The 23,406-nt window shown below is 67.2% G+C and carries 20 protein-coding genes and 1 pseudogene; 6 read left to right on the top strand and 15 right to left on the bottom strand.

What is annotated here, in order from left to right:
• Position 1 precedes the first annotated feature (1 nt).
• The 10 genes from ABQF30_RS27460 to thiO all read right to left on the bottom strand — a co-directional run bounded on the left by ABQF30_RS27460 (position 2) and on the right by thiO (position 8,757).
• Positions 2–1,504: a M28 family metallopeptidase gene (locus ABQF30_RS27460; RefSeq protein ID WP_448469821.1), complete on the bottom strand. Its 1,503-nt coding sequence runs from the start codon at positions 1,502–1,504 to the stop codon at positions 2–4.
• A 33-nt stretch (positions 1,505–1,537) separates the two neighbouring features.
• On the bottom strand, positions 1,538–2,026 hold the full coding sequence (locus ABQF30_RS27465) for a lipoprotein LppJ family protein (protein WP_448469823.1): 489 nt from the start codon (positions 2,024–2,026) through the stop codon (positions 1,538–1,540).
• A gap of 46 nt (positions 2,027–2,072) precedes the next feature.
• Entirely contained in the window at positions 2,073–3,866 is a 1,794-nt protein-coding gene (locus tag ABQF30_RS27470) for an alpha/beta hydrolase (protein ID WP_448469825.1), read from the bottom strand.
• A gap of 22 nt (positions 3,867–3,888) precedes the next feature.
• Complete coding sequence (locus ABQF30_RS27475; RefSeq protein WP_448469827.1) at positions 3,889–4,194, bottom strand: hypothetical protein; 306 nt, start codon at positions 4,192–4,194, stop codon at positions 3,889–3,891.
• 69 nt (positions 4,195–4,263) lie between these two features.
• Positions 4,264–5,016 (bottom strand): ABC transporter permease, encoded by a 753-nt coding sequence (locus ABQF30_RS27480; RefSeq protein ID WP_448469829.1) that lies wholly within the window; start codon positions 5,014–5,016, stop codon positions 4,264–4,266.
• Positions 5,013–5,924 (bottom strand): ATP-binding cassette domain-containing protein, encoded by a 912-nt coding sequence (locus ABQF30_RS27485; protein ID WP_448469831.1) that lies wholly within the window; start codon positions 5,922–5,924, stop codon positions 5,013–5,015. Before ABQF30_RS27485 ends, ABQF30_RS27480 begins: the two co-directional genes overlap by 4 nt.
• A 13-nt stretch (positions 5,925–5,937) precedes the next feature.
• The gene (locus ABQF30_RS27490) at positions 5,938–6,705 is read right to left on the bottom strand and encodes an SGNH/GDSL hydrolase family protein (RefSeq protein WP_448469833.1); all 768 of its coding nucleotides are present in this window, start codon (positions 6,703–6,705) and stop codon (positions 5,938–5,940) included.
• A 66-nt stretch (positions 6,706–6,771) separates the two neighbouring features.
• On the bottom strand, positions 6,772–7,563 hold the full coding sequence (thiG, locus tag ABQF30_RS27495; RefSeq protein ID WP_448469835.1) for a thiazole synthase: 792 nt from the start codon (positions 7,561–7,563) through the stop codon (positions 6,772–6,774).
• Positions 7,556–7,756 carry a sulfur carrier protein ThiS gene (thiS, locus tag ABQF30_RS27500; RefSeq protein ID WP_448469837.1) on the bottom strand — a complete coding sequence of 67 codons (201 nt, stop codon included), beginning with the start codon at positions 7,754–7,756 and terminating at the stop codon, positions 7,556–7,558. The genes thiG and thiS overlap by 8 nt, the downstream gene beginning before the upstream one ends.
• The gene (gene thiO, locus ABQF30_RS27505; protein ID WP_448469839.1) at positions 7,753–8,757 is read right to left on the bottom strand and encodes a glycine oxidase ThiO; all 1,005 of its coding nucleotides are present in this window, start codon (positions 8,755–8,757) and stop codon (positions 7,753–7,755) included. Before thiO ends, thiS begins: the two co-directional genes overlap by 4 nt.
• 139 nt (positions 8,758–8,896) lie before the next feature.
• On the opposite strand from thiO, the gene thiE reads away from it, so the two are divergent.
• Complete coding sequence (gene thiE, locus ABQF30_RS27510) at positions 8,897–9,577, top strand: thiamine phosphate synthase (protein ID WP_448469841.1); 681 nt, start codon at positions 8,897–8,899, stop codon at positions 9,575–9,577.
• Here thiE and ABQF30_RS27515 read toward each other — a convergent pair.
• Complete coding sequence (locus ABQF30_RS27515) at positions 9,561–10,067, bottom strand: NUDIX hydrolase (protein WP_448469843.1); 507 nt, start codon at positions 10,065–10,067, stop codon at positions 9,561–9,563. The two genes, thiE and ABQF30_RS27515, sit on opposite strands and share 17 nt — an antisense overlap.
• A 155-nt stretch (positions 10,068–10,222) precedes the next feature.
• Between ABQF30_RS27515 and glnX the strand changes: the two genes are divergently transcribed.
• Genes glnX through ABQF30_RS27530 form a run of 3 tightly spaced genes read left to right on the top strand, consistent with a single transcriptional unit; the run spans position 10,223 to position 14,783 of the window.
• On the top strand, positions 10,223–11,542 hold the full coding sequence (gene glnX, locus ABQF30_RS27520) for a protein kinase G-activating protein GlnX (protein ID WP_448469845.1): 1,320 nt from the start codon (positions 10,223–10,225) through the stop codon (positions 11,540–11,542).
• Positions 11,539–12,501 (top strand): glutamate ABC transporter substrate-binding protein, encoded by a 963-nt coding sequence (locus ABQF30_RS27525; protein ID WP_448469847.1) that lies wholly within the window; start codon positions 11,539–11,541, stop codon positions 12,499–12,501. The genes glnX and ABQF30_RS27525 overlap by 4 nt, the downstream gene beginning before the upstream one ends.
• A complete protein-coding gene (locus ABQF30_RS27530) occupies positions 12,501–14,783 on the top strand; it encodes a serine/threonine-protein kinase PknG (protein WP_448469849.1) in 2,283 nt (760 codons plus the stop codon). The genes ABQF30_RS27525 and ABQF30_RS27530 overlap by 1 nt, the downstream gene beginning before the upstream one ends.
• Positions 14,784–14,797: 14 nt before the next feature.
• On the opposite strand, the gene ABQF30_RS27535 is transcribed toward ABQF30_RS27530, so the two are convergent.
• The 4 genes and pseudogenes from ABQF30_RS27535 to fgd all read right to left on the bottom strand — a co-directional run bounded on the left by ABQF30_RS27535 (position 14,798) and on the right by fgd (position 20,424).
• Positions 14,798–15,940: an acetate kinase gene (locus tag ABQF30_RS27535; RefSeq protein ID WP_448469850.1), complete on the bottom strand. Its 1,143-nt coding sequence runs from the start codon at positions 15,938–15,940 to the stop codon at positions 14,798–14,800.
• Positions 15,937–18,018 carry a phosphate acetyltransferase gene (gene pta / locus ABQF30_RS27540; protein WP_448469851.1) on the bottom strand — a complete coding sequence of 694 codons (2,082 nt, stop codon included), beginning with the start codon at positions 18,016–18,018 and terminating at the stop codon, positions 15,937–15,939. Before pta ends, ABQF30_RS27535 begins: the two co-directional genes overlap by 4 nt.
• Positions 18,019–18,037: 19 nt before the next feature.
• Positions 18,038–19,350 (bottom strand): annotated as a pseudogene (locus ABQF30_RS27545) (aspartate aminotransferase family protein).
• Between the two features lie 24 nt (positions 19,351–19,374).
• Positions 19,375–20,424 (bottom strand): glucose-6-phosphate dehydrogenase (coenzyme-F420), encoded by a 1,050-nt coding sequence (fgd, locus tag ABQF30_RS27550; RefSeq protein WP_448470082.1) that lies wholly within the window; start codon positions 20,422–20,424, stop codon positions 19,375–19,377.
• Here fgd and ABQF30_RS27555 point away from each other — a divergent pair.
• Positions 20,418–21,158 (top strand): MBL fold metallo-hydrolase, encoded by a 741-nt coding sequence (locus tag ABQF30_RS27555; protein WP_448469852.1) that lies wholly within the window; start codon positions 20,418–20,420, stop codon positions 21,156–21,158. The genes fgd and ABQF30_RS27555 overlap by 7 nt on opposite strands.
• Positions 21,155–23,404 carry a molybdopterin-dependent oxidoreductase gene (locus ABQF30_RS27560; RefSeq protein ID WP_448469853.1) on the top strand — a complete coding sequence of 750 codons (2,250 nt, stop codon included), beginning with the start codon at positions 21,155–21,157 and terminating at the stop codon, positions 23,402–23,404. Before ABQF30_RS27555 ends, ABQF30_RS27560 begins: the two co-directional genes overlap by 4 nt.
• Positions 23,405–23,406: the final 2 nt, after the last annotated feature.

Genomic DNA, 23,406 nt, shown 5'->3' on the forward strand with positions numbered 1-23,406 from the left:
CTCACTGTGGGCTGATCCGGTGCCGCGTGCGGTCCGAGCGAATCGGTAACCCGTTGCGGCCCCGCTGATCCTGGGCGTACAGGCCGACGGCGAAAGCCACGCCCTCACCATGGATCTGCAGCGCATCGGAGTCCACATGCTCCAGCGTATCGGTCTTCTTGTGGTAGTTCGGATCGAACGGTTGATCGGCCTGCCCACCCCATTCCTCGGCCTGCTCCCGCGTCATCTTGTCCTCGGCGCCGGAGAACAGACCACCCGCGGGGATCCCGGCCTGGGTGAACCCGTCGTAGTCAGAGCGGCCGTCGAAGCTGGTGTCCTGCGGCGTCTTTCCCGCGTCGGTCAGATAAGCCGCCAACGTGCGCTCGATACCCGCCGAGCCCTCCGGGACGCGCGGCACGCCGCGCCCTTCCGGCGGTGCGGACTGGTCACCGTCATAGGTGAAGAACCCGGGATTCGGAGAGCCCAGCATGTCGAAGTTCAGGTACAGCGCGATGTCCTTGAGTCCCTCGACGTCCAGCGATTCGACGTAGTCGCTCGACCCCAGCAAGCCCTCCTCCTCGGCGCCCCAGAACCCGAACCGGACCGCGTTGTGCACCTCGGGAGAACTACCCAGCTGCAGTGCCGTCTCCAGCACCGCGGCCACACCGGATCCGTTGTCGTTGATGCCGGGCCCCTCCGGCACGCTGTCCAGGTGGGCGCCGACCATGACGACGTCCGAAGTGGACCCCGTCTTCGTTTGTGCGATGACGTTGCGGGTGCGTTCGGTGCGCACCCCGGCGTTGAGCTTGATGGTGGTCGGCCCCAGGTTGGCCCGCAGCCGGGCACCGTCGTCCTTCGTGACGCTGACCACCGGGATCTTGACGTCGGTGCGCCTGCCGAGGGTCCCGCCCATCTCGTCGCCCTCTTCGTTGTTGGCGACGATCACCGCGACGGCACCGCGTTCGGCAGCCATGGCCTGCTTGACCGAGAACGGGCAGGCGCCGCGATCGATCAGCGCCACCGCGCCGGTCAGCGGCAGACCTTCGTAGTCCCCGGCGTCACAACCGGGGGTGTTGTCCACTTTGACCGGTACCAGCGCCCCGGACACCCCGTCCGGCGGCGTGCCGATCGTGAACTCCAGCGGTTTGGCGGTGACCGGTTGGCCACCCACGGTGACCTGCGGATCGTCGGAGAACGGCAACCGCACCTCGAACTCGGGGGTCTGCACGTCGAACCCCTTGTCGCGTAGCGCACCGACCACATAGTCCACGCTGTCGTCATAGCCCGGGCTGCCGAGCGCGCGGTTGCCGTCGTGCGCGTCGCCGATCTCCTGCAGCTTGGTCAGGTGGCCCATCATCGCGTCGATCGACACCCGTTCCCGCAGCTGGTTGGCGAACTCCGTGGCCGCCGGTGCCGAGTCCTGTGTTGGCGTCGCGGGCGGTAGTTCTGTCGTCGCGTCACAACCGGCCAGCGTCACGGTCAGCACGGCGGTGCCCAGTATCGCCCCCGTCAAAGTACGTCGCATTGCACCCACGGTAGCGGTGGTCTCAGCGGGCGGTCATTGCTCCAGGGTGATGTCCTCGGACTCGCCGTTCTCGGTGGTCGTGACGTCGCGGCATTCGCCGAGCACCGAGATGTTGCGCACCGGGGTGCTGACGTTCTGCGAGTAGAAGATCGCGGTCACGCCGTTCTTCGTGAGCGCGTTGCCGTGACTCTTGAAGTCAGGATCTGTCGTCCAACCGTCGGCTTGCAGCCGCCGCATCATGTCGGCGCGCTCGGCATCGGCCTGCTGGAGATCCTCGGCGAGTGGGTAGAACATTTCCACGGTCCCCCGGAACGGGGCTTCGCCCTGGTCGTTGCACGAAGTGTGGCGGAAGTTCGCAGTCATGCCGGGAATCTGCAGGGTCCTGGCGATGTCGCGGGCCGCATCGACCACCTGCGCTTTGGACTCTTCTGGTGTCATCGGGTTTGAATCTCCATCATTGAAGAAGGCCAGCCCACCGCAACTCGCGAGAACCAGCGCGATGGCCGGCACTATCACCGTCATCAGAAACCTTTTGTAGCGCAATGCCTTATCTCCGATGCTCAGTCATCTAGTGGTAGTGGCCGTCAGTCCCCGGACGGAACAGCTCCGGATCCCATCGAGGTGGCTGGACCACGGGGATCGGAATGACCGGCGGGAGAAGGCGTTCTCGATGGTCCGCAGTCATCCCATGATCTTCCAGCAAGTCGCCGTGCCCTGACGCGATATCGGCAATGCCATACAGGGATTCGGAGCCCCGCTCGAAGTAGGACGTGTGATCGGTGATGGGGTCGGTGAGCCCGGGCACCTCGGCCTTGAACCTCGTGGAGCCGTAGCCGTCCAGCGACGGGTCCTCGCCCAACCCGACGGTGATATCGGTGCCGGCGATGTGTGATTGATTGGGGCTGCCCAGCAAGGACACCGGGTCGGTCGAGGCCGCGCCGACGAACAAGTGGCCGCCCTCGGGTAGATGGAAATCCGCCGCGCTCTTGGCCAGGTCGGTCCCGGGGCAGCCGACCAGAACGATGTCGTCAGCCCGCATTCCGGATCCCGCGGCGGCATCGGCGACGGTCGTCGACCCGTACGAGTGACCGATCACGGTGACGTGGGAATCGCCGAGATTCGTCGTTTCGAGCGCGTTGACATCGGATGCCAACAGGTCGCCGCCCTGACGTGCGTTGCCGGTCTGCCCCACCTGCGGGTCGGCCATGCTGTCGGGAGCGTTGTAGCCCATCCACGCCACCACTGCGGTCTTCTTGGACGGGTCGGCTTCTGCAGTCTCCTTGAATACGTTGGCGGCATCGGGTGCGCTCAACCACCCGTCGCGGACACTGCTCGTCGTACCCGGCACCATCACCGCGGTGTTGTCCGCCTCATCGGGATTGCCGATCGCGATCGCCGCCCTACCCTGCCCGTCGAATGCCTCGGGCTCGTACACCTGCAGAAACGTTGTCTGCCCGGTGCTCTTCGAGTTCTCGGTGAGGCCCTTGCGCACCTGCGTGGCATTGGTGTGGCGGGTGATGTCCGACGGTGCGAGGCCGTACTTGCCGGGGTTGGCCGTGATTTCGTCGACGCTCACGTGGTATTTGGCGGCAGCGTCGTTGACCAGATTCAAGTCCTGCTGCATGACGTTCTTGTTGGCAACACTACGCGCCCACACCGGAACTCCATTGAGATTCCCGAGTTCCTTCGGGTACTTGGCCACCAACTCCTTGCGCTGTTCGGGTGTCAGAGAATTCCACCAGTCTCTGACTTGAACGGGGTCTTTCCCCAGTGGCAGTGGTGGATCGGGCTCCTTGCCGCCCGGCGATCCATTGTCGGGGCCGAAGTGCAACGGCTTGCCGTCCAAGCCGGCTACCGCACGACGCAGGCCCTCGTCGACCTTCCGGTCCGACCTTTCGAACTCCGCCAGGAGTTCCTTGACCGTCACACTGTTACGGGCCGCCAATGCCCGAATCATCATGGCGCCCACCGGGCTCAACATCGCGTACTGGTCCAGTGCACTACCTGGGCGCACCGACACCGCGCCGTCGGGGGCGACGCGCCATCCCTGCTGACCCAACTGCCCGACGGTGTTCATGATGGTCGACCGGGTTTGCGTGAGACTCGTGCCCCCATCGCGCATGACGGTCTGCGCGTGCAGCATCGCATCGCGCAACCGATCGAGCCGCGCCAGCGTGGGCTTGGCTTTCGCCGCGGCGGCCTCAGACGCTGTTCCCTGCCAGCCTGCCGACAGATTCTCAATGGCCGTCTGCTGCTTGGTGATCTGCGCGGCGAGGACACCGGTTTTGACACCGAGCTGGTCTGCAGCTTGGGTGAGCGACCCGGGGGTGGACGCTTCGACCTGCGGAATGGTGACAGTCATGCGGAAGCACCACCCCGGGCGGTCATTTCAATTCCATGATCTTCGTCAGCTGCTGACCCGACTCGGCGTCACGTTCCTCGTACTTCCGCACGGCACGCAGCAGGCTGTCGGAGTGCTCGGCCAGCTCGCCACTGGCCTGCGTGATGACGGCGTCGAACGACGTACCCGCGAACCGGCAACCTTCGGCGCTGCGCAGCCCAGCCATGGCGGACGCCGCAGCGGCCAACGGCGCGCCTGCATCGGTCCGGGAAACCTCGCCGCCCACCTGAGCCTCCGCGTGGGCCGTCGCGCGCACTGCGTCAAGGTTCACCTGCAGGAACGAAGACATGAAAGAAGACTAACCGCTGTGCAACACGGCTCCGTGCAGAGATTTTCCTGCCGGTCTGCTCCGCGAAGCTCAGGCGTCGCGCCTGTTCAGCACCACCACAGCGGCGATGAACACCGCGGCAACCCACGCTACGAAGTACACCAGAGATCCGACCTCACCCCACGGCATGCTGTAGGTCGGGAACAACCATTCCACGCCGAGAAACCGGAGCATGTTCGCGAACGGCAACCAGGGTCCGATCTCCAGGTTGGGCATGTTTCCGAGCAGTGGCTCGGCGACCAACGGCCACAACAACAGCGCCGCGACGGCACCTGCCGCGAATCTGACCAGCGCACCGACCCCTACCCCGAGCACCGCGGCAAGCGCGGCATACAGCGCGAAGCCGCCTGCCACCTGCCAGGTCGCCGGGTTGGTCGGCGACAGTTCGGCACCGACGACAGGTTCGGCGAACAACCGCGCCACCAGCACCGCACCCAGCACCATCACCACCGCGCACACCGAGGAAAACGCTGCGCACACAACGGCTTTCGCGATCAACACCGTGGTGCGATTGGGTGTGGCCAAGAACGTCGTCCGGATCAGGCCGGTGCGGTATTCGCCGGTAACGGACATCGACGCCAGGACCATCAGCACCGGCACACCGAACACCGCGACGCCCAGCGCGGCCTTCCCGGGCGCCAGTGGCGTGTAGCCGTAGGCCGACCAGCCCTGCAGTGCGGCCACGCCGAAGCTGAGCACGGCCGCCCCCACCACCGACCACAGCGGCGAGCGCGTGGTGGACAGTTTGATCCGTTCGGCGTCGAATGCCGCGAGCGCGCTCATGGCTGCACCGCCCGGTAGTCGACGGCGTCGTCGGTGAGTTTCAGGTACGCCTCCTCCAGAGAAGCCTGGCGCGCACTCAACTCGTGCAGGGTGATCGAGTTCCGGGCCGCCAGGTCACCGATCACCTCGATCGCGACGCCGTGCACCGTCAGCGCCGACCCGTCCGGCTCGGCAGCGATTTCCAGCCCGGCGTCATCGAGCAACTCGCGAAGGGTCTCCAACTGCGGGCTGCGCACTCGCACGGTGCCTGCTGCTGTGCCACTGACGAATTCGGCGACGGTGGTGGAGGCGATCAGCTTGCCCTGCCCGATCACCACCAGGCGGTCGGCGGTGTTGGCCATCTCGGCCAGCAGGTGGCTGGACACGAATACCGTGCGCCCTTCACCCGCCAACTGGCGCATGAGGGTGCGCACCCAGTGGATGCCTTCCGGGTCCAACCCGTTCACCGGTTCGTCGAACAGCAGCACCGGTGGATCGCCGAGCAGTGCCGCGGCGATCCCCAGCCGCTGGCTCATGCCGAGCGACAGCATTCCGGCGTTGCGCTCGCCCACCGCGGTCAACCCCACCATCTCGAGAACCTCGTCGACCCGGGCGGCCGGAATGCGGTTGGCGGCCGCGATCCAGCGCAGATGGTTGCGGGCACTGCGGTTCGGGTGCGCCTGACGCGCGTCGAGCAGTGCGCCGACTGTGCGCAGTGGGTCGTGAAGGTCCCGGTACCGCTTGCCGTCGATGGTTGCGCTGCCCGCGGTGGGATGGTCCAGGCCGAGGATCAGCCTCATGGTGGTGGTCTTGCCCGCGCCGTTGGGGCCGAGAAAGCCGGTGACCACGCCAGGTTCGACGCTGAAGGTCAGGTCGTCGACAGCGCGGTTGGATCCGTAGAGCTTCGTCAGCCCCGCAAGTTCGATCATCGCCCCCATGATCTCAGCCGGCCTGGTCTGCCACCAGGTCCGCGACCGCCCGCATACCGGCCGCATTGGGGTGCAACGGCGCCGGACGACCAGGCCACGGCAAACCCGGCCCGGTCGTCCAGGGCAGTGTTGACCAGGCGTGATGGCCACGACTGGCCTGGGCCGCGCGCACCCACCCGGCGCTGGTTTCGGTGGCCGCCGTACCGGTGTGCCTCTCCAGCGTGTCGGCGACGTGTCTGCCGAGTTCGACGTGTTCGGCGGCCAGTGGTGGCGCAGGCGCACCGGCCGGGGGCAACAGCGTGAGGTAGTCGACGAACAGCACCGTGGCGCGCGGGGCCCGCTCGCGGACGGCCTGCCCGACATCGACCAGCGATGCCGCCACCTGCTGCAGCGCCGTCTCCCGCGCACCGGCGTCGAGCAGGTCACGCAGCCGCGGCCCGAGTATCGGCAGCGCCCGCAGCAGCCGAGGCAGGCCGGCGGCCATCAGCAGTGGTACGTAGCCGACGTCGTTGCCACCGATGGTGACGGTGACGAGAGATTCGGAGCCGTCCAGCACGTCGATCTGTGGCGCCACGCCGTTCTGCTTGTCGCGCAGCACATGGGCGGTGGTGGCGCCCGAGTACGTCACGTCGACGAGGTTCAGTCCGAGCTGCGCTGCGACGAGGTGCGGATAGTTACGGGCCGAGCGGCCCGCCCGAAACGGCGCGCCCGCGGCCGACGGTTTGATTCCGGGCCCCGCAGCCATCGAACTGCCCAGGGCGACATAGCGTTTACCCTGCATGACGAGCGTGCGTACAGATCGTGTTTTCCCGCGGTTTCGCGATCTCACCGCACAGTCCACGAAGCATCACAGCGCGGGGCTCGATGCCTGGGCCCAGAACCGCTTCGGGATTCGGCCGGCTTGCCGCGCCAGGTATCCGGCGGTGACGGCGGCGGACATGGCCGCGGCCATAGTGGGCGGATCGGCGGCCCGGGTGACGGCGGTGGCCAGTAGCACCGCGTCACAACCCAATTCCATCGCAAGGGCAGCGTCGCTGGCGGTGCCGATACCGGCGTCGAGCACCACCGGCACCCCGGCCTGCTCGACGATCATCTCGATGTTGTGCGGGTTGGAGATGCCCAGCCCGGTCCCGATCGGTGAGCCCAGCGGCATCACCGCGGCACAACCGGTGTCCTCCAGCCTGCGGGCCAGCACCGGGTCGTCGTTGGTGTAGGGCAGCACGATGAACCCGTCATCAACCAATTGCTCTGCGGCCTTGACCAATTCGATGGCATCGGGCAGCAGTGTGCGGTCATCGGCGATGACTTCGAGCTTGACCATGTCGGTGCCCAGTGCCTCGCGGGCCAGCTGTGCTGTCAGCACGGCCTCGGCAGCGCCCCGGCAACCCGCGGTGTTGGGCAATGCCGCGATACCAAGCCGGTTGAGCAGATCCAGCACGCCGGTTCCGGCCTCGGCATCGACCCGGCGCATCGCCACCGTCGTCAGCTCGGTGCCTGAAGCGACCAGCGCCTCCTCCAGCACAGCGAGATTCGGTGCGCCGCCGGTGCCCATGATCAGCCGGGAGCCGAACTCGCGGCCGCCAATAGTGAGTTTTTGGGCCGATGAGCCGCTTGCGCGAAGAGCAACAGCACTAGCCACCCTGCACCGCCGTCACCACTTCCACCCGCGCCCCGTCGGACAGCGTGCGGTCCCACTCCGACCGCGGCAGCACCGACCAGTCCAGCGCGACGGCGATGCCGTTGTCCGGGAAGCCCCGGGTTTCCAGTAGACCCTCGACGGTGGTTTCTGCGTCCACCTCGATGGTCTCGTCGTTGACCGTGATGGTGATCATTTGGCTCCCACGCTCACCTCGAGTTCGGCCGCGATCCGCTCAGCGGTCCACGGCGCCAATAGAAATCCGTTGCGGCCGTGCCCGGCCGCCACCAATGTGCGATCGTCGACGCGTTCGACGATCGGCACGCCGTCGGGGGTCATCGGCCGCAGCCCGGCGGCGGCCTCGGCGAGCTCGTACTCGGCGAGCGCGGGTATCACCGCGCACGCGTCGTCGAGCAGATCGCGTACCCCGGAGACCACCGGAGCGGTGTCCCGGCCGTGTTCGTACTGGGTGGCACCGACCACGACCCCGTCGGCCCGGGGCACCAGGTACACCTGCCGACCGTGCACGCGGGCCCGGATCACCCGGTGTGGCACCGGCATACAGCCCTTGCGCCACCGCAGCCGCAGCACCTCACCCTTGACCGGACGCACCGGCAGACCAGGCCACAACCGCGGGGCGTCGATCCCGTTGGCGATCACCACCGCGTCCGCTTCCAGGTCTTTCAGATCGTCGACCCGTCCCGCCCAACGCACGGACAGCCGCTCGCATTGCGCGGCCAGCGCGTCGACCACGGCGCGGTTGTCCACGGCCAGCTCCGTCGTCGCCAGGAACCCGTGCCGGATTCCCTGCGCCAGCAGTGGTTCCACGTCGCGGGCCGCTGTGGTCACCTCGACGGGGTGGCCTTGGGCGGCCAGCCACTCGGCGACCGTGCGCAGGTCGGCAGCGTCGGCGCGGTCCACCGCGACCACCAGGGATTCCCGCGCGGTCACCACTTCGGGAGGCATGCCGTCCAGGAACCCCGAATGCCACAGCCGCAGCGATTCCAGGCCGATGCGCAGCAGTCGCTCCTCGCCGGGCCAGCCTTCACTGTGCGGCGCGAGCATGCCGCCCGCCACCCACGAAGCCCCGTGTTCGGTGGTGCAGTGCAGCCGCACCGTCCAACCGTCCAGCGCGGCGCGCCGGGCGATCGACAGCCCGATCACGCCGCCGCCGATGACGGCGAGTGTGCGTGCCATGTCTGCTCCCTTCGCCGGCATGACCCGGATCAGGTGTGACGGTAAGGGCTGGTCCGTTGGCCCACTCTCAGCCCCGCGTTCCCGGGACTCCCGTATTGCCTGTCCAGGGTACTCGGCGGGCACGCGCTACCGTCGCGGTGTGGAATCGCCCCGGAATCGACTGCAGCACGCCACGCTGTACCTGTGCACCGACGCCCGCCGCGAGCGCGGTGACCTGGCCGAATTTGCCGATGCCGCGCTGGCCGGCGGGGTGGATCTCATCCAGCTGCGCGACAAGGGCTCACCCGGGGAGCAGCAGTTCGGACCGCTGGAGGCACGTCAGGAGTTGGCGGCGCTGGAGATATTGGCCGACGCCGCCCGCAGGCACGGGGCATTGCTGGCCGTCAACGATCGTGCCGACATCGCCCTGGCCGCCGGCGCCGACGTGCTGCACCTCGGCCAGGACGATCTGCCGCTGGACCTCGCCCGCGGCATCATCGGTGACCGGCCGGTGATCGGCCGGTCCACCCATGACGCCGACCAGGTGGCCGCGGCTTTGGAGGGCACAGACGGAGGCGTCGACTACTTCTGCGTCGGGCCGTGCTGGCCGACGCCCACCAAGCCCGGCCGCCACGCCCCTGGGCTGGATCTGGTGCGGGCGACCGCCGCGCTGAACCCGACCAAGCCGTGGTTCGCCATCGGCGGAATCGATGAGCAGCGGCTGCCCGAGGTGCTCGCCGCCGGTGCCCGGCGCATCGTGGTGGTGCGCGCGATCACCGCGGCCGACGATCCGCGCGCGGCCGCCGAAGAGCTGAAAGCTCGCCTTATTGAAGCGGGTTGACCTGCAGCGGGATCGACGCCGTCACGGCTCGCAGCTGCTGCCAACTGGCCGCGAACCCGGGGTGCAACGGCAACTCGGCGACCTGATCCTCAGCCACCCAGCGCAGCTCCGAGCTTTCCCGATTGGGGATGGTGTCGAGCAACTCGGGAGCGTCGGCGATCACCGTCGTGTACGTCCACCGCGTGCCGCCCAATCCGGTGACCTCGGCGGTCACCACAGTGGTCCGCACGGTCAGCTGTTCAGCCGGTAATCCGGCCTCCTCGTGGGCTTCCCGGACTGCTGCCTGCTCTGCGGTTTCGTGGCTGTCGCGGGCGCCGCCGGGTAGCGCCCAGGTTCCGCCCTGGTGACTCCACGGCGCCCGGTGCTGCAGCAGTACCGCGGAAGATCCGTCGGGCGAGGGTGCCCGCAGGAGCAATCCGGCCGCGCCGTGGCGGCCCCAGAACCGGGCGCCGTTGTCCGACATCACCCAGCCGTCACCGTCGCCACGCACCCGTACAGGATAGGGAACGCCGCTCAAAAAGGTGGACCCCGAAACCAGCGCGAGCCGCCCACTAACTCTTAGAATTCTTTTATAGAGTTGAAACAGCCTTTACCTAGACCAAAGCAAAGTCGGAAGCACCGAAACTAAATGAGGTCCGCGCGCAGGTGACAGTGGAGTTGGCACATCCATCGACCGAACCGCTCGCGTCCAGGTCGCCGACCACTCCTGCCCATCCCCGCTGGTGGTTTCTGTGGACCACGCCCGGTCGCATTCTCACCATCGGGCTGGCACTTTCAGGGCTCGTGATCGCCAGCGCCTTCGCGACATCGACCACGATCAACGACCGTCAGCAGGCCCTCACCACGGTGCTCGACCACACCGAGCCGTTGGCGTTCGCGGCAGGCCAGCTCTACACCACGCTGTCCGTCGCCGATGCCGCCGCCGCCACCGCGTTCATCGCCGGCGCCGAGCCCCGCGATGTCCGGCAGCGCTATGAACAGGCGATCACCGACGCGTCCGTGGCGGTCACCCGGGCGTCGAGTGGGCTGACCGACGAAGCGCTGGTGCAATTGCTCGGCCAGATCAACGCCCGGCTGACGGTCTACACCGGGCTGGTCGAAACCGCCCGCACCAACAACCGGGCGGGCAACCCGGTCGGGTCGTCCTATCTCTCCGAGGCGTCGGCGATGATGCAGACGCAGATCCTGCCCGACGCGCAACGCCTGTACGAACAGACGTCGGCGCGCGTCGATGCGGAGACCTCGGCGTCCACCCAGATCCCGACGCCGGTGATGTTGATCGTGCTGGCGACGCTACTGTTCGGGGCTTTCGCGAACCGCTGGCTGGCGCGGCGCACCCGGCGGCGCGTGAACATCGGGTTCGTGGCGGGCGGTCTGGCCGTCCTGATCATGCTGATCTGGGTGACCACCGCCCTGGTGATCTCGACCTCGGACAGCCGCAGTGCCAAGGAAACCGCCGCACAATCGCTGAAGACCGTGACGAACCTGGCCATCACCGCGCAGCAGGCCCGCGCCGACGAGACGCTCGCGCTGATCCGGCGCGGCGACGAGAACGTGCGGAAGCAGTCCTACTACCAACGCATCGACATGATGAAGCAGCAACTCTCGGACTATCTGGCGCGCGACGTCGGGATCGACAAGAGCGATCTGGCCGGCGCCGAGCAGTTGCTCACCCGGTGGCGGGCAGCGGACGACCGGATCAACGCCTACATCGCAGTCGGCAACTATCAGGCCGCAACCCAGGTGGCGCTGGGGACCGGCGAGGACGATTCCACACCCGCGTTCGACAAGCTCGATGCCGCGCTGTCCAAGGGCATCGAGGAGAGCCGCAACCAGTTGCGCAGTGACATCGGCAATGCCCGCCGCGTGCTGTCCGGAGCGACCGTCGGCGCCGCGCTGCTCAGCGTGGCCGCGGCCGTCGCGGTGGCACTCGGATTGTGGCCCAGACTCAGTGAGTACAGATGATTCGCAAACTTCTCATTGTCCTCGCGACGGTTCTGATGGTGGCCGGTTGCGGTCACACCGCGCCCGCGCTGGTCCAGCCGACACTGACGCTGGCGCCGCCCACCCCAGCCGGCATGGATGAACTCCCGCCCGAACCGGTGCGCGCGCCGGTCCCCGAGGATGACGACTGCAACCGCACCGCGAGCCTGCGCCCGTTCAGCGACCAGGCAGAAGCCGACGCTGCCGTGGCTGCCATCAAGGCTCGCGGCAGGTTGATCGTCGGCCTCGACATCGGCAGCAACCTCTTCTCGTTCCGGGATCCGATCACCGGCCAGATCAACGGATTCGACGTCGACATCGCGGGCGAGGTGGCCAGGGACATATTCGGAACGCCATCCCAGGTGGATTACCGCATCCTGTCGTCGGCCGACCGGATTGCCGCCCTGCAGAACAAGCAGGTCGACATCGTCGTCAAGACCATGACGATCACCTGTGAACGCAAGAAGCAGGTGAACTTCTCCACCGTGTATCTGATGGCCAATCAGCGCATCCTGGCCGCGCGGGATTCCAACATCAACCAGGCTTCGGACCTGTCCGGAAAGCGGGTGTGCGTCGTCGACGGCACCACCTCCCTCGAGCGGATCCAGCAGATCAGCCCGTCACCGATCATCGTGTCGGTGGTGACCTGGGCCGACTGCCTGGTGGCGCTGCAGCAGCGACAGGCCGACGCGGTCAGCACCGACGACTCCATCCTGGCCGGGTTGGTCGCCCAGGATCCGTACCTGCACATCGTGGGACCGAGCCTCAACCAGGAGCCGTACGGGATCGGGGTGAACCTGCACGACACGGGGTTGGTGCGAGTTGTCAACGCGACGCTGGAGCGCATCCGCCGCGACGGCACCTGGTACACGCTGTACCGCAAATGGTTGACGGTGCTCGGCCCGGCGCCGGCCCCACCGGCTGCGAGGTACGTGGACTGATGACAGACCCCGAGAAAGACGACACCGACACCCCCGGCACCCACGACATCGACGAGGGACCGGGGACCCAACCGGCCAGCCTGGAAGACCTCGACTTCGACTCGCTGGCGACCTTGCGGCCGATGGCCACCCAAGCGGTGTATCGACCCGAGTTCGACGATTCGGACGGCACGTCGATGAGCTCGGGTGACACCGAACCGCACGACCATCCCACCATGGCCACCCGCATGCTGTCGCCGATCCGTCGGCTGGGTGGCGGGTTGGTGGAGATTCCCCGCGTGCCCGAACGGGATCCGTTGGCCGCGTTGATGACCAACCCGGTGGTGGCCGAGTCGAAGCGGTTCTGCTGGAACTGTGGAAAGCCGGTGGGCCGCTCCACCGCTGACGGCCGGGCATTGTCGGAGGGCTGGTGCCCGCACTGTGGCAGCGCGTATTCGTTTCTGCCGCAACTGTCGCCGGGTGAGATCGTGGCCGAGCAGTACGAGATCAAAGGCTGCATCGCCCACGGCGGGCTGGGCTGGGTGTATCTGGCTTTCGACAAGAACGTCAACGACCGCCCCGTCGTGCTCAAGGGTTTGGTGCATTCCGGCGACGCCGAGGCGCAGGCCATCGCCATGGCCGAGCGCCAGTTCCTGGCCGAGGTGACGCATCCGGGGATCGTGAAGATCTACAACTTCGTCGAGCATGACGACAAGCACGGCAACCCGGTCGGCTACATCGTGATGGAGTACGTCGGCGGAACATCGCTCAAACAGGCCAGGGGGCAGTGGCTTCCGGTGGCCGAGGCGATCGGCTACATGCTGGAGATCCTGCCCGCCCTTGGGTATCTGCATTCGATCGGGCTGGCCTACAACGACCTCAAGCCGGAAAACATCATGATCACCGAGGCGCAGCTGAAGCTGATCGACCTCGGGGCGGTATCGCGGCTCAGCTCTTACGGATACCTTTACGGCACACCGGGTTACCAGGCTCCCGAGATCGTGCGGACCGGCCCGACGGTGGCCACCGACATCTACACCGTGGGCCGGACAATCGCCTCGTTGACCCTGAATCTGCGCACGCGTCGGGGGCGGTACGTCGACGGCCTGCCGTCCGATGATCCGGTGCTGGCCACCTACGATTCGTTCAGCCGGCTGCTGCACCGGGCCATCGACCCCGACCCGCGGCGCCGCTTCGCCAGCTCCGACGAGATGTCCGCACAGTTGCTCGGCGTGCTGCGCGAGGTGGTCGCCAGCGACAGCGGCATGCCGCGCCCCGGCCTGTCGACGGTGTTCAGCCCGTCGCGGTCGACGTTCGGGGTGGACCTGCTGGTGGCCCATACCGACGTTTATGTTGACGGCCAGGTACATTCGGAGAAGTTGACCGCCCAAGAGATCGTCCGGGCGCTGCCGGTGCCGTTGGTCGACCGCGCAGATGTCGGGGCGCCGATGCTGGCGGCCAGTGTGCTCAGCCAACCCGTACACACGTTGGATCAGCTGCGGGCCGCCCGGCACGGCGCCCTGGATTCGGAAGGCATCGACCTTTCCCAATCCGTGGAGCTTCCGTTGATGGAGGTCCGTGCCCTGCTGGACCTCGGCGACGTCGCCAAGGCCACCCGCAAGCTCGACGATCTCGCTGTCCGGGCCGGCTGGCGTTGGCGGCTGATCTGGTTCCGGGCCGTGGCGGAGATGTTGTCCGCTGACTATGACTCGGCGATAAAGCATTTCACCGAGGTGTTGGACACCCTGCCCGGGGAGTTGGCTCCCAAGCTCGCACTGGCAGCGACGGCCGAACTGGCCGGCACTGCCGACGAGCTGAAGTTCTACAAAACCGTGTGGAGCACCGACAACGGCGTGATCTCGGCTGGGTTCGGGTTGGCCAGGGCCGAGTCGGTGGCCGGCGACCGCGATAAGGCGGTGCGAACGCTCGACGAAGTTCCGCCCACCTCAAGGCATTTCACCACCGCTCGGCTCACCAGCGCGGTAACCCTGCTGTCCGGCCGCTCGGCCAGTGAGATCACCGAGCAACAGATCCGGGACGCCGCGCGCCGGGTGGAGGCGCTGCCCGACTCCGAGCCGCGCGTGTTGCAGATCCGCGCACTGGTGCTGGGCACCGCGATGGACTGGCTGGCCGACAACTCCGCCAGCAGCAACCACATTCTCGGATTCCCCTTCACCGAGCATGGTCTCAAGCTCGGCGTCGAGGCCTCACTGCGGGCACTGGCCAGGGTGGCGCCCACCCAGGCGCATCGCTACGCCCTGATCGACCTGGCCAACAGCGTGCGGCCGATGAGTACGTTCTGATCTCCCGCGAGCGCTTAGGTGGTGACCACGTCGGCACACGCTCGGGCGATGGCCAGCTCCTCATTGGTGGGCACCACCAGCACCGCCGTCTGCGAGTCCGGCGTCGAGATGCGTCGCGCTTCCTTAGACCGTTCGGCGTTGAGCGTCTCGTCGAGTTCGATCCCCAGGCCGGTCAGGCCGGACAGCGCGTCGCGGCGGACCGCCTGATCGTTCTCGCCGACGCCCGCGGTGAAGCTGATGACGTCGGTGTGGCCCAACACCGCCAGATACGCGCCGACATACTTCCGCAGCCGGTGGATGTACACGTCGTAGGCCAATTGCGCTGACTCATCACCGGATCCGATGCGCTCGTGCAGCTTTCGGAAGTCGCTCTCCCCGCCGAGCCCGAGTACCCCGGAGCCGCGGTTGAGCATCGACTCGATGTCCTCGACACTCATCTTCGCGGTCCGCCACAGGTACATGATGATGCCGGGGTCGATGTCACCACTGCGGGTGCCCATCACCAGACCCTCCATCGGCGTCAGGCCCATCGAGGTGTCGACCGGCCGTCCGCCTGCGATCGCCGAGGCCGATGCACCGTTACCGAGGTGCAGCACAATCTGATTCAGCGAGTCGTATGGCCGCCCCACGAACGCCGCGGCCTGCCGGCTGACGTACTCGTGGGAGGTGCCGTGGAAACCATAGCGGCGGATCTTCCATTGCCGCGCCAACTCGTCGTCCATCGCATACGTGGCTGCGGCGGCAGGAAGATCATGGAAGAACGCGGTGTCGAACACCGCGATGTGCGGCAGGTCCGGCAGCAGTTTGCGGGCCACCTTGATGCCCAGCAGCGCGGGCGGATTATGCAGCGGCGCCAGCGGTCCGAGTTCCTCGACCTTGGCCAGTAAGGCGTCGTCGATGGGAGTAGGCCGGTAGAAGGTCTCGCCGCCGTGGACCACCCGATGCCCCACGGCCACCAGCCCCAGCGTGTCCAGGTCCAGCCCCTGGTCGGCCAGCGCATCGAACGCCGCCCGCAGCGCGGCATCGTGATCGGGCACCGACCCCGAACCTATCTCCTCGACGATCCCGTCGGCCAGGAACTCCCCCGAATCGGGCTTCACCACCGCATATTTCAGCGACGACGAGCCGGAGTTGACCACCAGGACCGTTGTTGTCATGGCTTGTCCTGCGCCTGGATCGCCGTGATCGCAACGGTGTTGACGATGTCCTCGACCAGCGCTCCCCGGGACAGGTCGTTGACGGGCTTCTTGAGGCCCTGCAGCACCGGGCCGATCGCGATGGCACCGGCACTGCGCTGCACCGCCTTGTAGGTGTTGTTGCCGGTGTTGAGGTCGGGGAAGATCAGCACCGTGGCCCGGCCCGCCACATCCGAATCGGGCATCTTGGTCTTGGCCACCGATGGTTCCACGGCGGCGTCGTATTGGATCGGGCCCTCCACCAGAAGTGCGGGGTCCCGTTGCCGCACCAATTGGGTTGCGGCCCTGACCTTGTCGACGTCGGCGCCGGTACCCGACGTCCCGGTCGAGTACGAAAGCATCGCCACCCGCGGGCTGATGCCGAACTGCGCCGCGGTGCGCGCCGAGGAGATCGCGATGTCGGCGAGCTGCTCGGAGGTCGGGTCCGGCACGATCGCGCAGTCGCCGTAGGCGAGCACGCGGTCCTCCAGGCACATCAGGAAGATGCTGGACACCGTAGACACATCCGGCAGCGTCTTGATGATCTCGAACGCCGGACGCACGGTATGTGCGGTGGTGTGCGTGGCGCCGGACACCATGCCGTCGACCATGTCGTTGTAGACGAGCATGGTACCGAAGTACGACACATCGTGGATGACCTCGCGGGCCTGCTCGACGGTCATCCCCTTGTGCTTGCGCAACTCGGCGTACTGCTGGGCGAATTGGTCGCACAGCTCGCTGGTTCGCGGGTTGAGCACCGTGGCCGCTGCCAGGTCGACACCGAGTTCTGCTGCTCTGGAACGGATCTGGCTCTCCTCACCGAGGATGGTGAGATCGGCGACGCTCCGCTGCAGCAGCCGCCCGGCAGCCTTAAGGATCCGGTCGTCTTCCCCCTCGGGGAGCACGATGCGCCGGCGGTCCGAGCGGGCGCGGTCCACCAGCTGATAGGTGAACATCTGCGGCGTGGTCACCGCGGGTATCGAAATGCGCAGCTGCGCAAGAAGATCGTTGACGTCGACGTGTTCGTCCATCAACGCCAGCGCGGTGTCGATCTTGCGTTGTGACGCCGCGGTGACCCGTCCGCGGGTGCCCGCCACGCGGCTGGCGGTCTCGAATGTGCCGTACGGGGTCGCCACGACCGGCAACCGCAGGCCCAGGCCGGAAACCAGCGCTGCGATGGCCGGATGCAGTTCCAGCCCGCCGTTCAGGATGATCCCGGACAGCGACGGAAACCCTTCGGCGGCATGGGCACTCACCACCGCGAGCACGACGTCCGACCGGTCTCCCGGGGTGATGACGGCGACGCCTTCGGTGAGCCGTTCCAGCACGTGCTCGGCGGTCATGCCTGCCACCAACACACCCATCGCCTCACGGGACAACAATTCCGGATCGCCCGCGATCACCGTGCCGTCGACCGCCTTCTGCAGTTCGGCCACCGACGGCGCGACCAGAAGCGGTTCCTCGGGCAGCACATACGCCGGGGGTCCTAGCGGTTGGAGCGCGTCGGCAACCGCCGTCAGCTGCGCCGGATCGCACCGGTTGGCGACCACGGCGGCCGCGTGGGCGTGCTGGCCAGCCAACTCGGCCAGACAGATCTCAACGACATGGGCGACCTCGCCGGGCGTACGGTCGGCCGCCTTCACCGCCAGCACCACGGGTGCCCCGAGGTTTACCGAGATCCGCGCATTCATGCTCAGCTCACTGGGAGTGGCCACGTCGGTGTAATCGCTGCCGACGATGAGCACCGCATCGCACTGCTCGGCGACCCGATGGAAGCGGTCCACGATGTCGGCGATCGCAGCGTCGGGATCCTCGTGAACCTGCTGGTAGCTGACCCCGACACACTCCTCATACGCCAGCCCGGCCGTCGTCCCGGCCAGCAACAGCTCCAGGATGTAGTCGCGCTCCTGCCCGCTGAGCCGAGTGATGGGCCGAAACACCCCGACCTTCGGCACGGTCGCAGCCAGCCGGTGCAGGATTCCCAACGCAATGGTCGACTTACCGGTGTCGCCTTCGGGTGAGGCAATGTAGATAGCGGTCGCGATGTTTCCATCCGGCACCGCCCCAGCATTCCTTACATCAGGGCAGCTCCGCCAGCGCTGCGGAGAACTCCGTGCAGAACCAGTCGACATCGGCCATCGAGAACACCAGCGGCGGCCGCACCTTGAGTACGTTGCCCTCCGTCCCGGACACGGAGATGAGCACGCGGCGATCCCGCATCGCGTTGACCAGATCATGGGCGCCGGCCCGATCCGGCGTAGCGGTATCGCTGTTGACCACCTCGACACCCACATACAGCCCGCATCCCCGCACATCCCCGATCCGGGGATGGCCCGCGCTGACGCGCTCGAGCTCGTCGCGCAGCGCGCCGCCGACCCGCTGTGCGTTCGACACGAGTTGCTCGTCCTCGATCACGTCGAGCACCGCGGCAGCGGCTGCCATCGACACCGGGTTGCCGCCGAAGGTGTTGAAGTACGGAACAGCGCGGGCAAATGACTCCAGCACGGGACTGCGGGCGGCCATCGCCGCCACCGGAAGGCCGTTGCCCATCGGCTTGCCCATGGTGACCAGGTCGGGCACCACACCGTGGCGGTCAAAGCCCCACATCCCCTCACCGGTGCGGCCGAACCCCGGCTGCACTTCGTCGGCGATGAACACTCCGCGCGCACCGCGCTCACCGCCGGGCCGAGCACCGACGGATCCGGATAGATGCCGTCGGACGCGAAGATGGTGTCGACGATCAGCGTGCTCACCCCGTGACCGGCGGCCTGCAGGTCGGCGATCGCGGCTTCCACGTCGGCGCGGAAGCGCTCGGCCACCTGCGCGCCGGCGCGGTAGCTGTCAGGGGCAGCCACTGTGCGGACATGCGGACCGATGACCGTGGCACCGCCGATGGACGGCGAAATCGCCGTCACCGCTTCGGTATTGCCGTGGTACGCATCGCGAGTCACGATGACGCCGGTGGCCCCGGTGTACATCCGCGCCACCCGCAGCGCGAGGTCGTTGGCCTCCGAACCGGTGCACGCGTACATCACCTGGTCCACTGCCTCCGGCATGGTGGCGAGCATCCGGCGCGAGTAGTCCACGATGCCCTCGTGCAGATACCGGGTGTGGGTGTTGAGGGTTTGCATCTGACGGGTCACCGCCGCGACGACGTGCGGATGGCAGTGCCCGACGCTGACGACGTTGTTGTAGGCGTCCAGGTAACGCACGCCGTCCACGTCGAACATGTGACTGCCCTCGCCGCGGACCAGGTGTACCGGCCGTTCATAGAACAGCCGGTACGCCGGTCCGAGCATGCGGGTGCGGGCCGCGATCAACTGTTGGGTATCGGGATCGGCCGACAGCTCTCCGGTGTAGCTGTTGGAATCCATGATGTTGGAAAACCCCATGCCCCCGACCCCTTTTCGGTGTGTTCAGCCGAGTTTGCGCAGCCGCGGCTCGAGGTCGTTCTTGAACAGATCGAGGAAACGACGCTGATCGTGGCCCGGCGCGTGGAACACCAGGTGGTTCAGGCCCCACTTCACGTACTGGCCGACCTTTTCGACGGCCTCGTCGGGGTCTGACGCGACGATCCAGCGCTTGGCCACCTGCTCGATGGGCAGTGCGTCGGCGGCCTTCTCCATCTCGATCGGGTCGTCAATGCTGTGCTTCTGCTCGGCGGTCAGCGACAGCGGCGCCCAGAACCGGGTGTTTTCCAGTGCTGCCTCGGGATCGGGGTCGTAGGAGATCTTGATCTCGATCATCCGGTCGATGTCGTCGGAGTTGCGGCCCGCGGCCTCGGCGCCATCTTTCACCGCGGGGATGAGCTTGTCCTTGTAGAGCTCCTCGCCCTTGCCCGAGGTGCAGATGAACCCGTCACCCGCCCGGCCCGCGTACTTGGCCACCACCGGCCCGCCCGCGGCGATGTACACCGGGATGCCGCCTTCGGGCACGTCGTAGATCGAGGCGCCCTTGGTCTTGTAGTACTCGCCCTGAAAGTCGACGCGGTCGCCCAGCCACAGCTCACGCATCAGCTTGACCGATTCCCGCAACCGCGCGAAGCGCTCTTTGAACTCCGGCCACTCGCCCTCATACCCGGTGGCGATCTCGTTGAGCGCCTCACCGGTACCCACGCCGAGGAAGATCCGGCCTGGGTACAGGCAGCCCATCGTCGCGAAGGCCTGCGCGATGACGGCCGGGTTGTACCGGAAGGTCGGGGTCAGCACCGACGTGCCCAAAACCAGCCGCTCGGTGCGCTCACCGACCGCGGTCATCCACGCCAGCGAGAACGGCGCATGGCCGCCTTCGTGGCGCCACGGCTGGAAGTGGTCGCTGACCGTCGCACTGTCCATACCGGCCGCTTCGGCGGCCACTGCCAGTTCGACCAGTTCGCGCGGGGCAAACTGCTCCGCTGATGCCTTGTATCCGAGTTTCAAGTCCACGAGTTCGTTTCTACTCCTGTGCCTAAACTCGCGGCATGGCAGCAGCCCTGAGCGCGATCACCGACCGGGTGCACTTCGCGTACACCGACCTGGTCAACTGGACGCTGGTGACCGACGGCGACGGAGTCATGCTCATCGACGCCGGGTTCCCCGGCCAGCGCGAGGACGTGTTGGGATCGGTGCGCCAGCTGGGTTTCGGGATCGACGACATCAAGGCGGTCCTACTCACCCACGCGCACATCGACCATCTCGGAACTGCCATCTGGCTCGCGAAAACCCATGGCACACAGGTTTTTTGCCACGCAAACGAAGTCGGGCACGCCAAGCGCGAGTACCTGGAGCAGGCGTCACCGGCCGATGTGGTGCGCCATATCTGGCAGCCACGCTGGCTCAAGTGGTCGGCCACCATCACCGCGAAAGGCGGGATGAACCACGCAGGCATCCCCAGCACCCAGGCACTCAGCTCCGAGGTGGCGGCCGGGCTGCCCGGCTCCCCGGTGGCCATCCCGACGCCCGGGCACACCGGCGGGCACTGCTCGTTCATCGTCGACGGAGTCCTGGTGAGCGGCGACGCCCTGGTCACCGGCCATCCGCTGCTGGGCCAGACCGGGCCGCAGCTGCTGCCAGCGCTGTTCAACCACGACGAGGACGGCTGCGTGCGCAGCCTCGGCGCGCTGGGCATGCTCGATACGGACGTGTTGCTGCCCGGGCACGGCCCGGTGTGGCGCGGGGCGATTTCCGAGGCGGCCCAACAGGCGACCGATCGGGCGTTATGACTTCTCACAACGTCACCTGCCCGCTGTGCGAGGCGATGTGCGGATTGCGCGTCACGGTCACCGACGGCCGGGTTGATGGCATCCGCGCCAACACCGACGACGTCTGGTCCCGAGGCCACATCTGCCCGAAAGGTGTGTCGCTCGGGCACATTCACGACGATCCCGACCGGCTGCGCCAACCCATGGTGCGCCGACCCGACGGGAGCCATGTCGCGGTGTCCTGGGACGACGCGTTCGCCGAGACCGAGCGGGTGCTGCGGCCCGTACTCGACAGCGACGGCGCTCGGGCGCTCACCGTCTACGTCGGCAATCCGGTCGCGCACAACAGCGACCTGTCGTCGTACATCGGTGCGCTGATCGGGTTCGCCGAGGCGGCAGGCATGAAGGGCTACTACTCGCCGGGCACCGTCGACCAGTGGCCGTTGAACGTCGTGAGCACACTGGTGTTCGGCGGCATGTGGAACGGTCCCATCCCCGACCTGCACCGCACCGATCACCTCGTGATCCTCGGCGCGAATCCGGCGGCGTCACAGGGTTCGATGCTGTCGGCGCCCGACATCATGGGATTGTTGTCCGACATCGCGAAACGTGGCCGCGTCGTGGTGGTCGACCCCCGGCGCACCGGCACCGCACAACGCGCCAGTGAGTGGGTGCCGATCCAGCCCGGCACCGACGCGCTGCTGTTGTTCGCGATCCTGCGCACCCTGGCGGAGAACGGCTGGGTGCGCCGTCCCGAGCACCTGCGCGGCAAGGTGTCCGGATTGGACGAGGTCATCGCGTTGGCCGAGCCGTTCACGCCCGAGCGGGTTGCGGCCGCCACCGGCATCGCGCCCGCCACGATCCGCCGGCTGGCCGCCGAGCTCGGCCAAGCGCACAATCCGGTGCTCTACAGCCGAATCGGTGCTTGCACACAGGAATTCGGGACGCTCGCCACCTGGCTGGTGTTCGTGATCAACACCGCCCTCGGTGCCCTGGACCGCCCCGGTGGGTCGCTGTTCGCCAAACCGGCCGTCTGGACGCCGATGTTCAGCAAGCCGCCCGACCAGGACGGCCCGGGGTGGCGGTTCGGCCGCTATCGCAGCCGCGTCCGCGGCGCGCCCGAGGTGCTGAACAGTTTTCCGGTGGGCTGTCTGGCCGAGGAGATCGACACCCCCGGCGAGGGCCGGATCCGCGCGCTGATCACCGTCGCCGGCAACCCTGCGGTCTCCGTTCCGGGTGCCGGGCGGCTGTCGGAGGCTTTCGGCCGGCTCGACGCGCTCATCGCCATCGACAACTGGCTCAACGAGACCACCCGGCACGCGCACGTGATCCTGCCGGGATTGTCACCGTTGGAACTTCCACACATCGACGACCTGTACTGGATGTATTCCGTCGCCTCGTGCATCAAGTACGCCGAGCCGGTCTTCGCCCCACCACCCGAGCGCCCGCGCGAATGGGAGCTGTTGCTGCGGCTGGGTGGCGCCATGTTCGGCACTGCGGTGCCCGACGTCGACGTCACCGCGCTCGACGAGCTCTATGTCGCGGGCATGGTGGCCACCATGTCGGCCATCCCCGACAACCCGCTGACAGGCCGCGATCCCGAGGCGGTGATGGCCGCGTTGCATGGAAGGGGCCCGGAACGCCTGGCGGATCTCGGCATCCGAGTCGGCCCCTGGGGCGATCAGCTCGGTGACCGACCTGCCGGCCTCACCCTCGCGGAGGTCAGGCGCCACCCCGACGGACTGCGGCTGGCCGAACTCGAAGGCGGACGGCTCGACGACACCGTCACGACACCCTCGGGGAAGGTCGAATTACTGCACGACCACCTGACCGACGACATTCCACGGCTCGTGGCACGCATGGGACGCACCAATCCCGAGCTCGTGTTGACAAGCCGGCGGCACCTGCGGTCCAACAACTCGTGGCTGCACAACGTGCCCGCGCTCATGCGCGGACGGGATCGTTGCACCCTGCTCATCAACCCGGTCGACGCCGCCCGCCTCGGCGTGGCCAGCGGCGCCGGCGCGCATGTCAAGACCTCCGAAGGTGCCGTCACCGTGATCGCCGAAGTGTCCGACGAGGTCATGCCCGGAGTGGTGTCCCTTCCGCACGGGTGGGGTCACGGACTCGACGGCACGAACCTGACCGTCGCCAACAGTCGTCCCGGGATCAACAACAACCTGCTCAACCCGACCGACATGATTGACATTCCCAGCAACACCCACGCCATCAACGGGGTGCCTTGCCAGGTAAGCCCCGCCGATTGAGT

It is taken from the genome of Mycolicibacterium sp. XJ870 (genome assembly GCF_053483975.1).

Excerpts from the sequence above, each read along its gene's own strand:
- ABQF30_RS27460 (WP_448469821.1), bottom strand. The coding sequence starts at position 1,504 with ATGCGACGTACTTTGACGGGGGCGATACTGGGCACCGCCGTGCTGACC.
- ABQF30_RS27465 (WP_448469823.1), bottom strand. The coding sequence starts at position 2,026 with ATGACGGTGATAGTGCCGGCCATCGCGCTGGTTCTCGCGAGTTGCGGT.
- ABQF30_RS27470 (WP_448469825.1), bottom strand. The coding sequence starts at position 3,866 with ATGACTGTCACCATTCCGCAGGTCGAAGCGTCCACCCCCGGGTCGCTC.
- ABQF30_RS27475 (WP_448469827.1), bottom strand. The coding sequence starts at position 4,194 with ATGTCTTCGTTCCTGCAGGTGAACCTTGACGCAGTGCGCGCGACGGCC.
- ABQF30_RS27480 (WP_448469829.1), bottom strand. The coding sequence starts at position 5,016 with ATGAGCGCGCTCGCGGCATTCGACGCCGAACGGATCAAACTGTCCACC.
- ABQF30_RS27485 (WP_448469831.1), bottom strand. The coding sequence starts at position 5,924 with ATGATCGAACTTGCGGGGCTGACGAAGCTCTACGGATCCAACCGCGCT.
- ABQF30_RS27490 (WP_448469833.1), bottom strand. The coding sequence starts at position 6,705 with ATGCAGGGTAAACGCTATGTCGCCCTGGGCAGTTCGATGGCTGCGGGG.
- thiS (WP_448469837.1), bottom strand. The coding sequence starts at position 7,756 with ATGATCACCATCACGGTCAACGACGAGACCATCGAGGTGGACGCAGAA.
- thiO (WP_448469839.1), bottom strand. The coding sequence starts at position 8,757 with ATGGCACGCACACTCGCCGTCATCGGCGGCGGCGTGATCGGGCTGTCG.
- ABQF30_RS27525 (WP_448469847.1), top strand. The coding sequence starts at position 11,539 with ATGATTCGCAAACTTCTCATTGTCCTCGCGACGGTTCTGATGGTGGCC.
- ABQF30_RS27530 (WP_448469849.1), top strand. The coding sequence starts at position 12,501 with ATGACAGACCCCGAGAAAGACGACACCGACACCCCCGGCACCCACGAC.
- ABQF30_RS27535 (WP_448469850.1), bottom strand. The coding sequence starts at position 15,940 with ATGACAACAACGGTCCTGGTGGTCAACTCCGGCTCGTCGTCGCTGAAA.
- ABQF30_RS27555 (WP_448469852.1), top strand. The coding sequence starts at position 20,418 with ATGGCAGCAGCCCTGAGCGCGATCACCGACCGGGTGCACTTCGCGTAC.
- ABQF30_RS27560 (WP_448469853.1), top strand. The coding sequence starts at position 21,155 with ATGACTTCTCACAACGTCACCTGCCCGCTGTGCGAGGCGATGTGCGGA.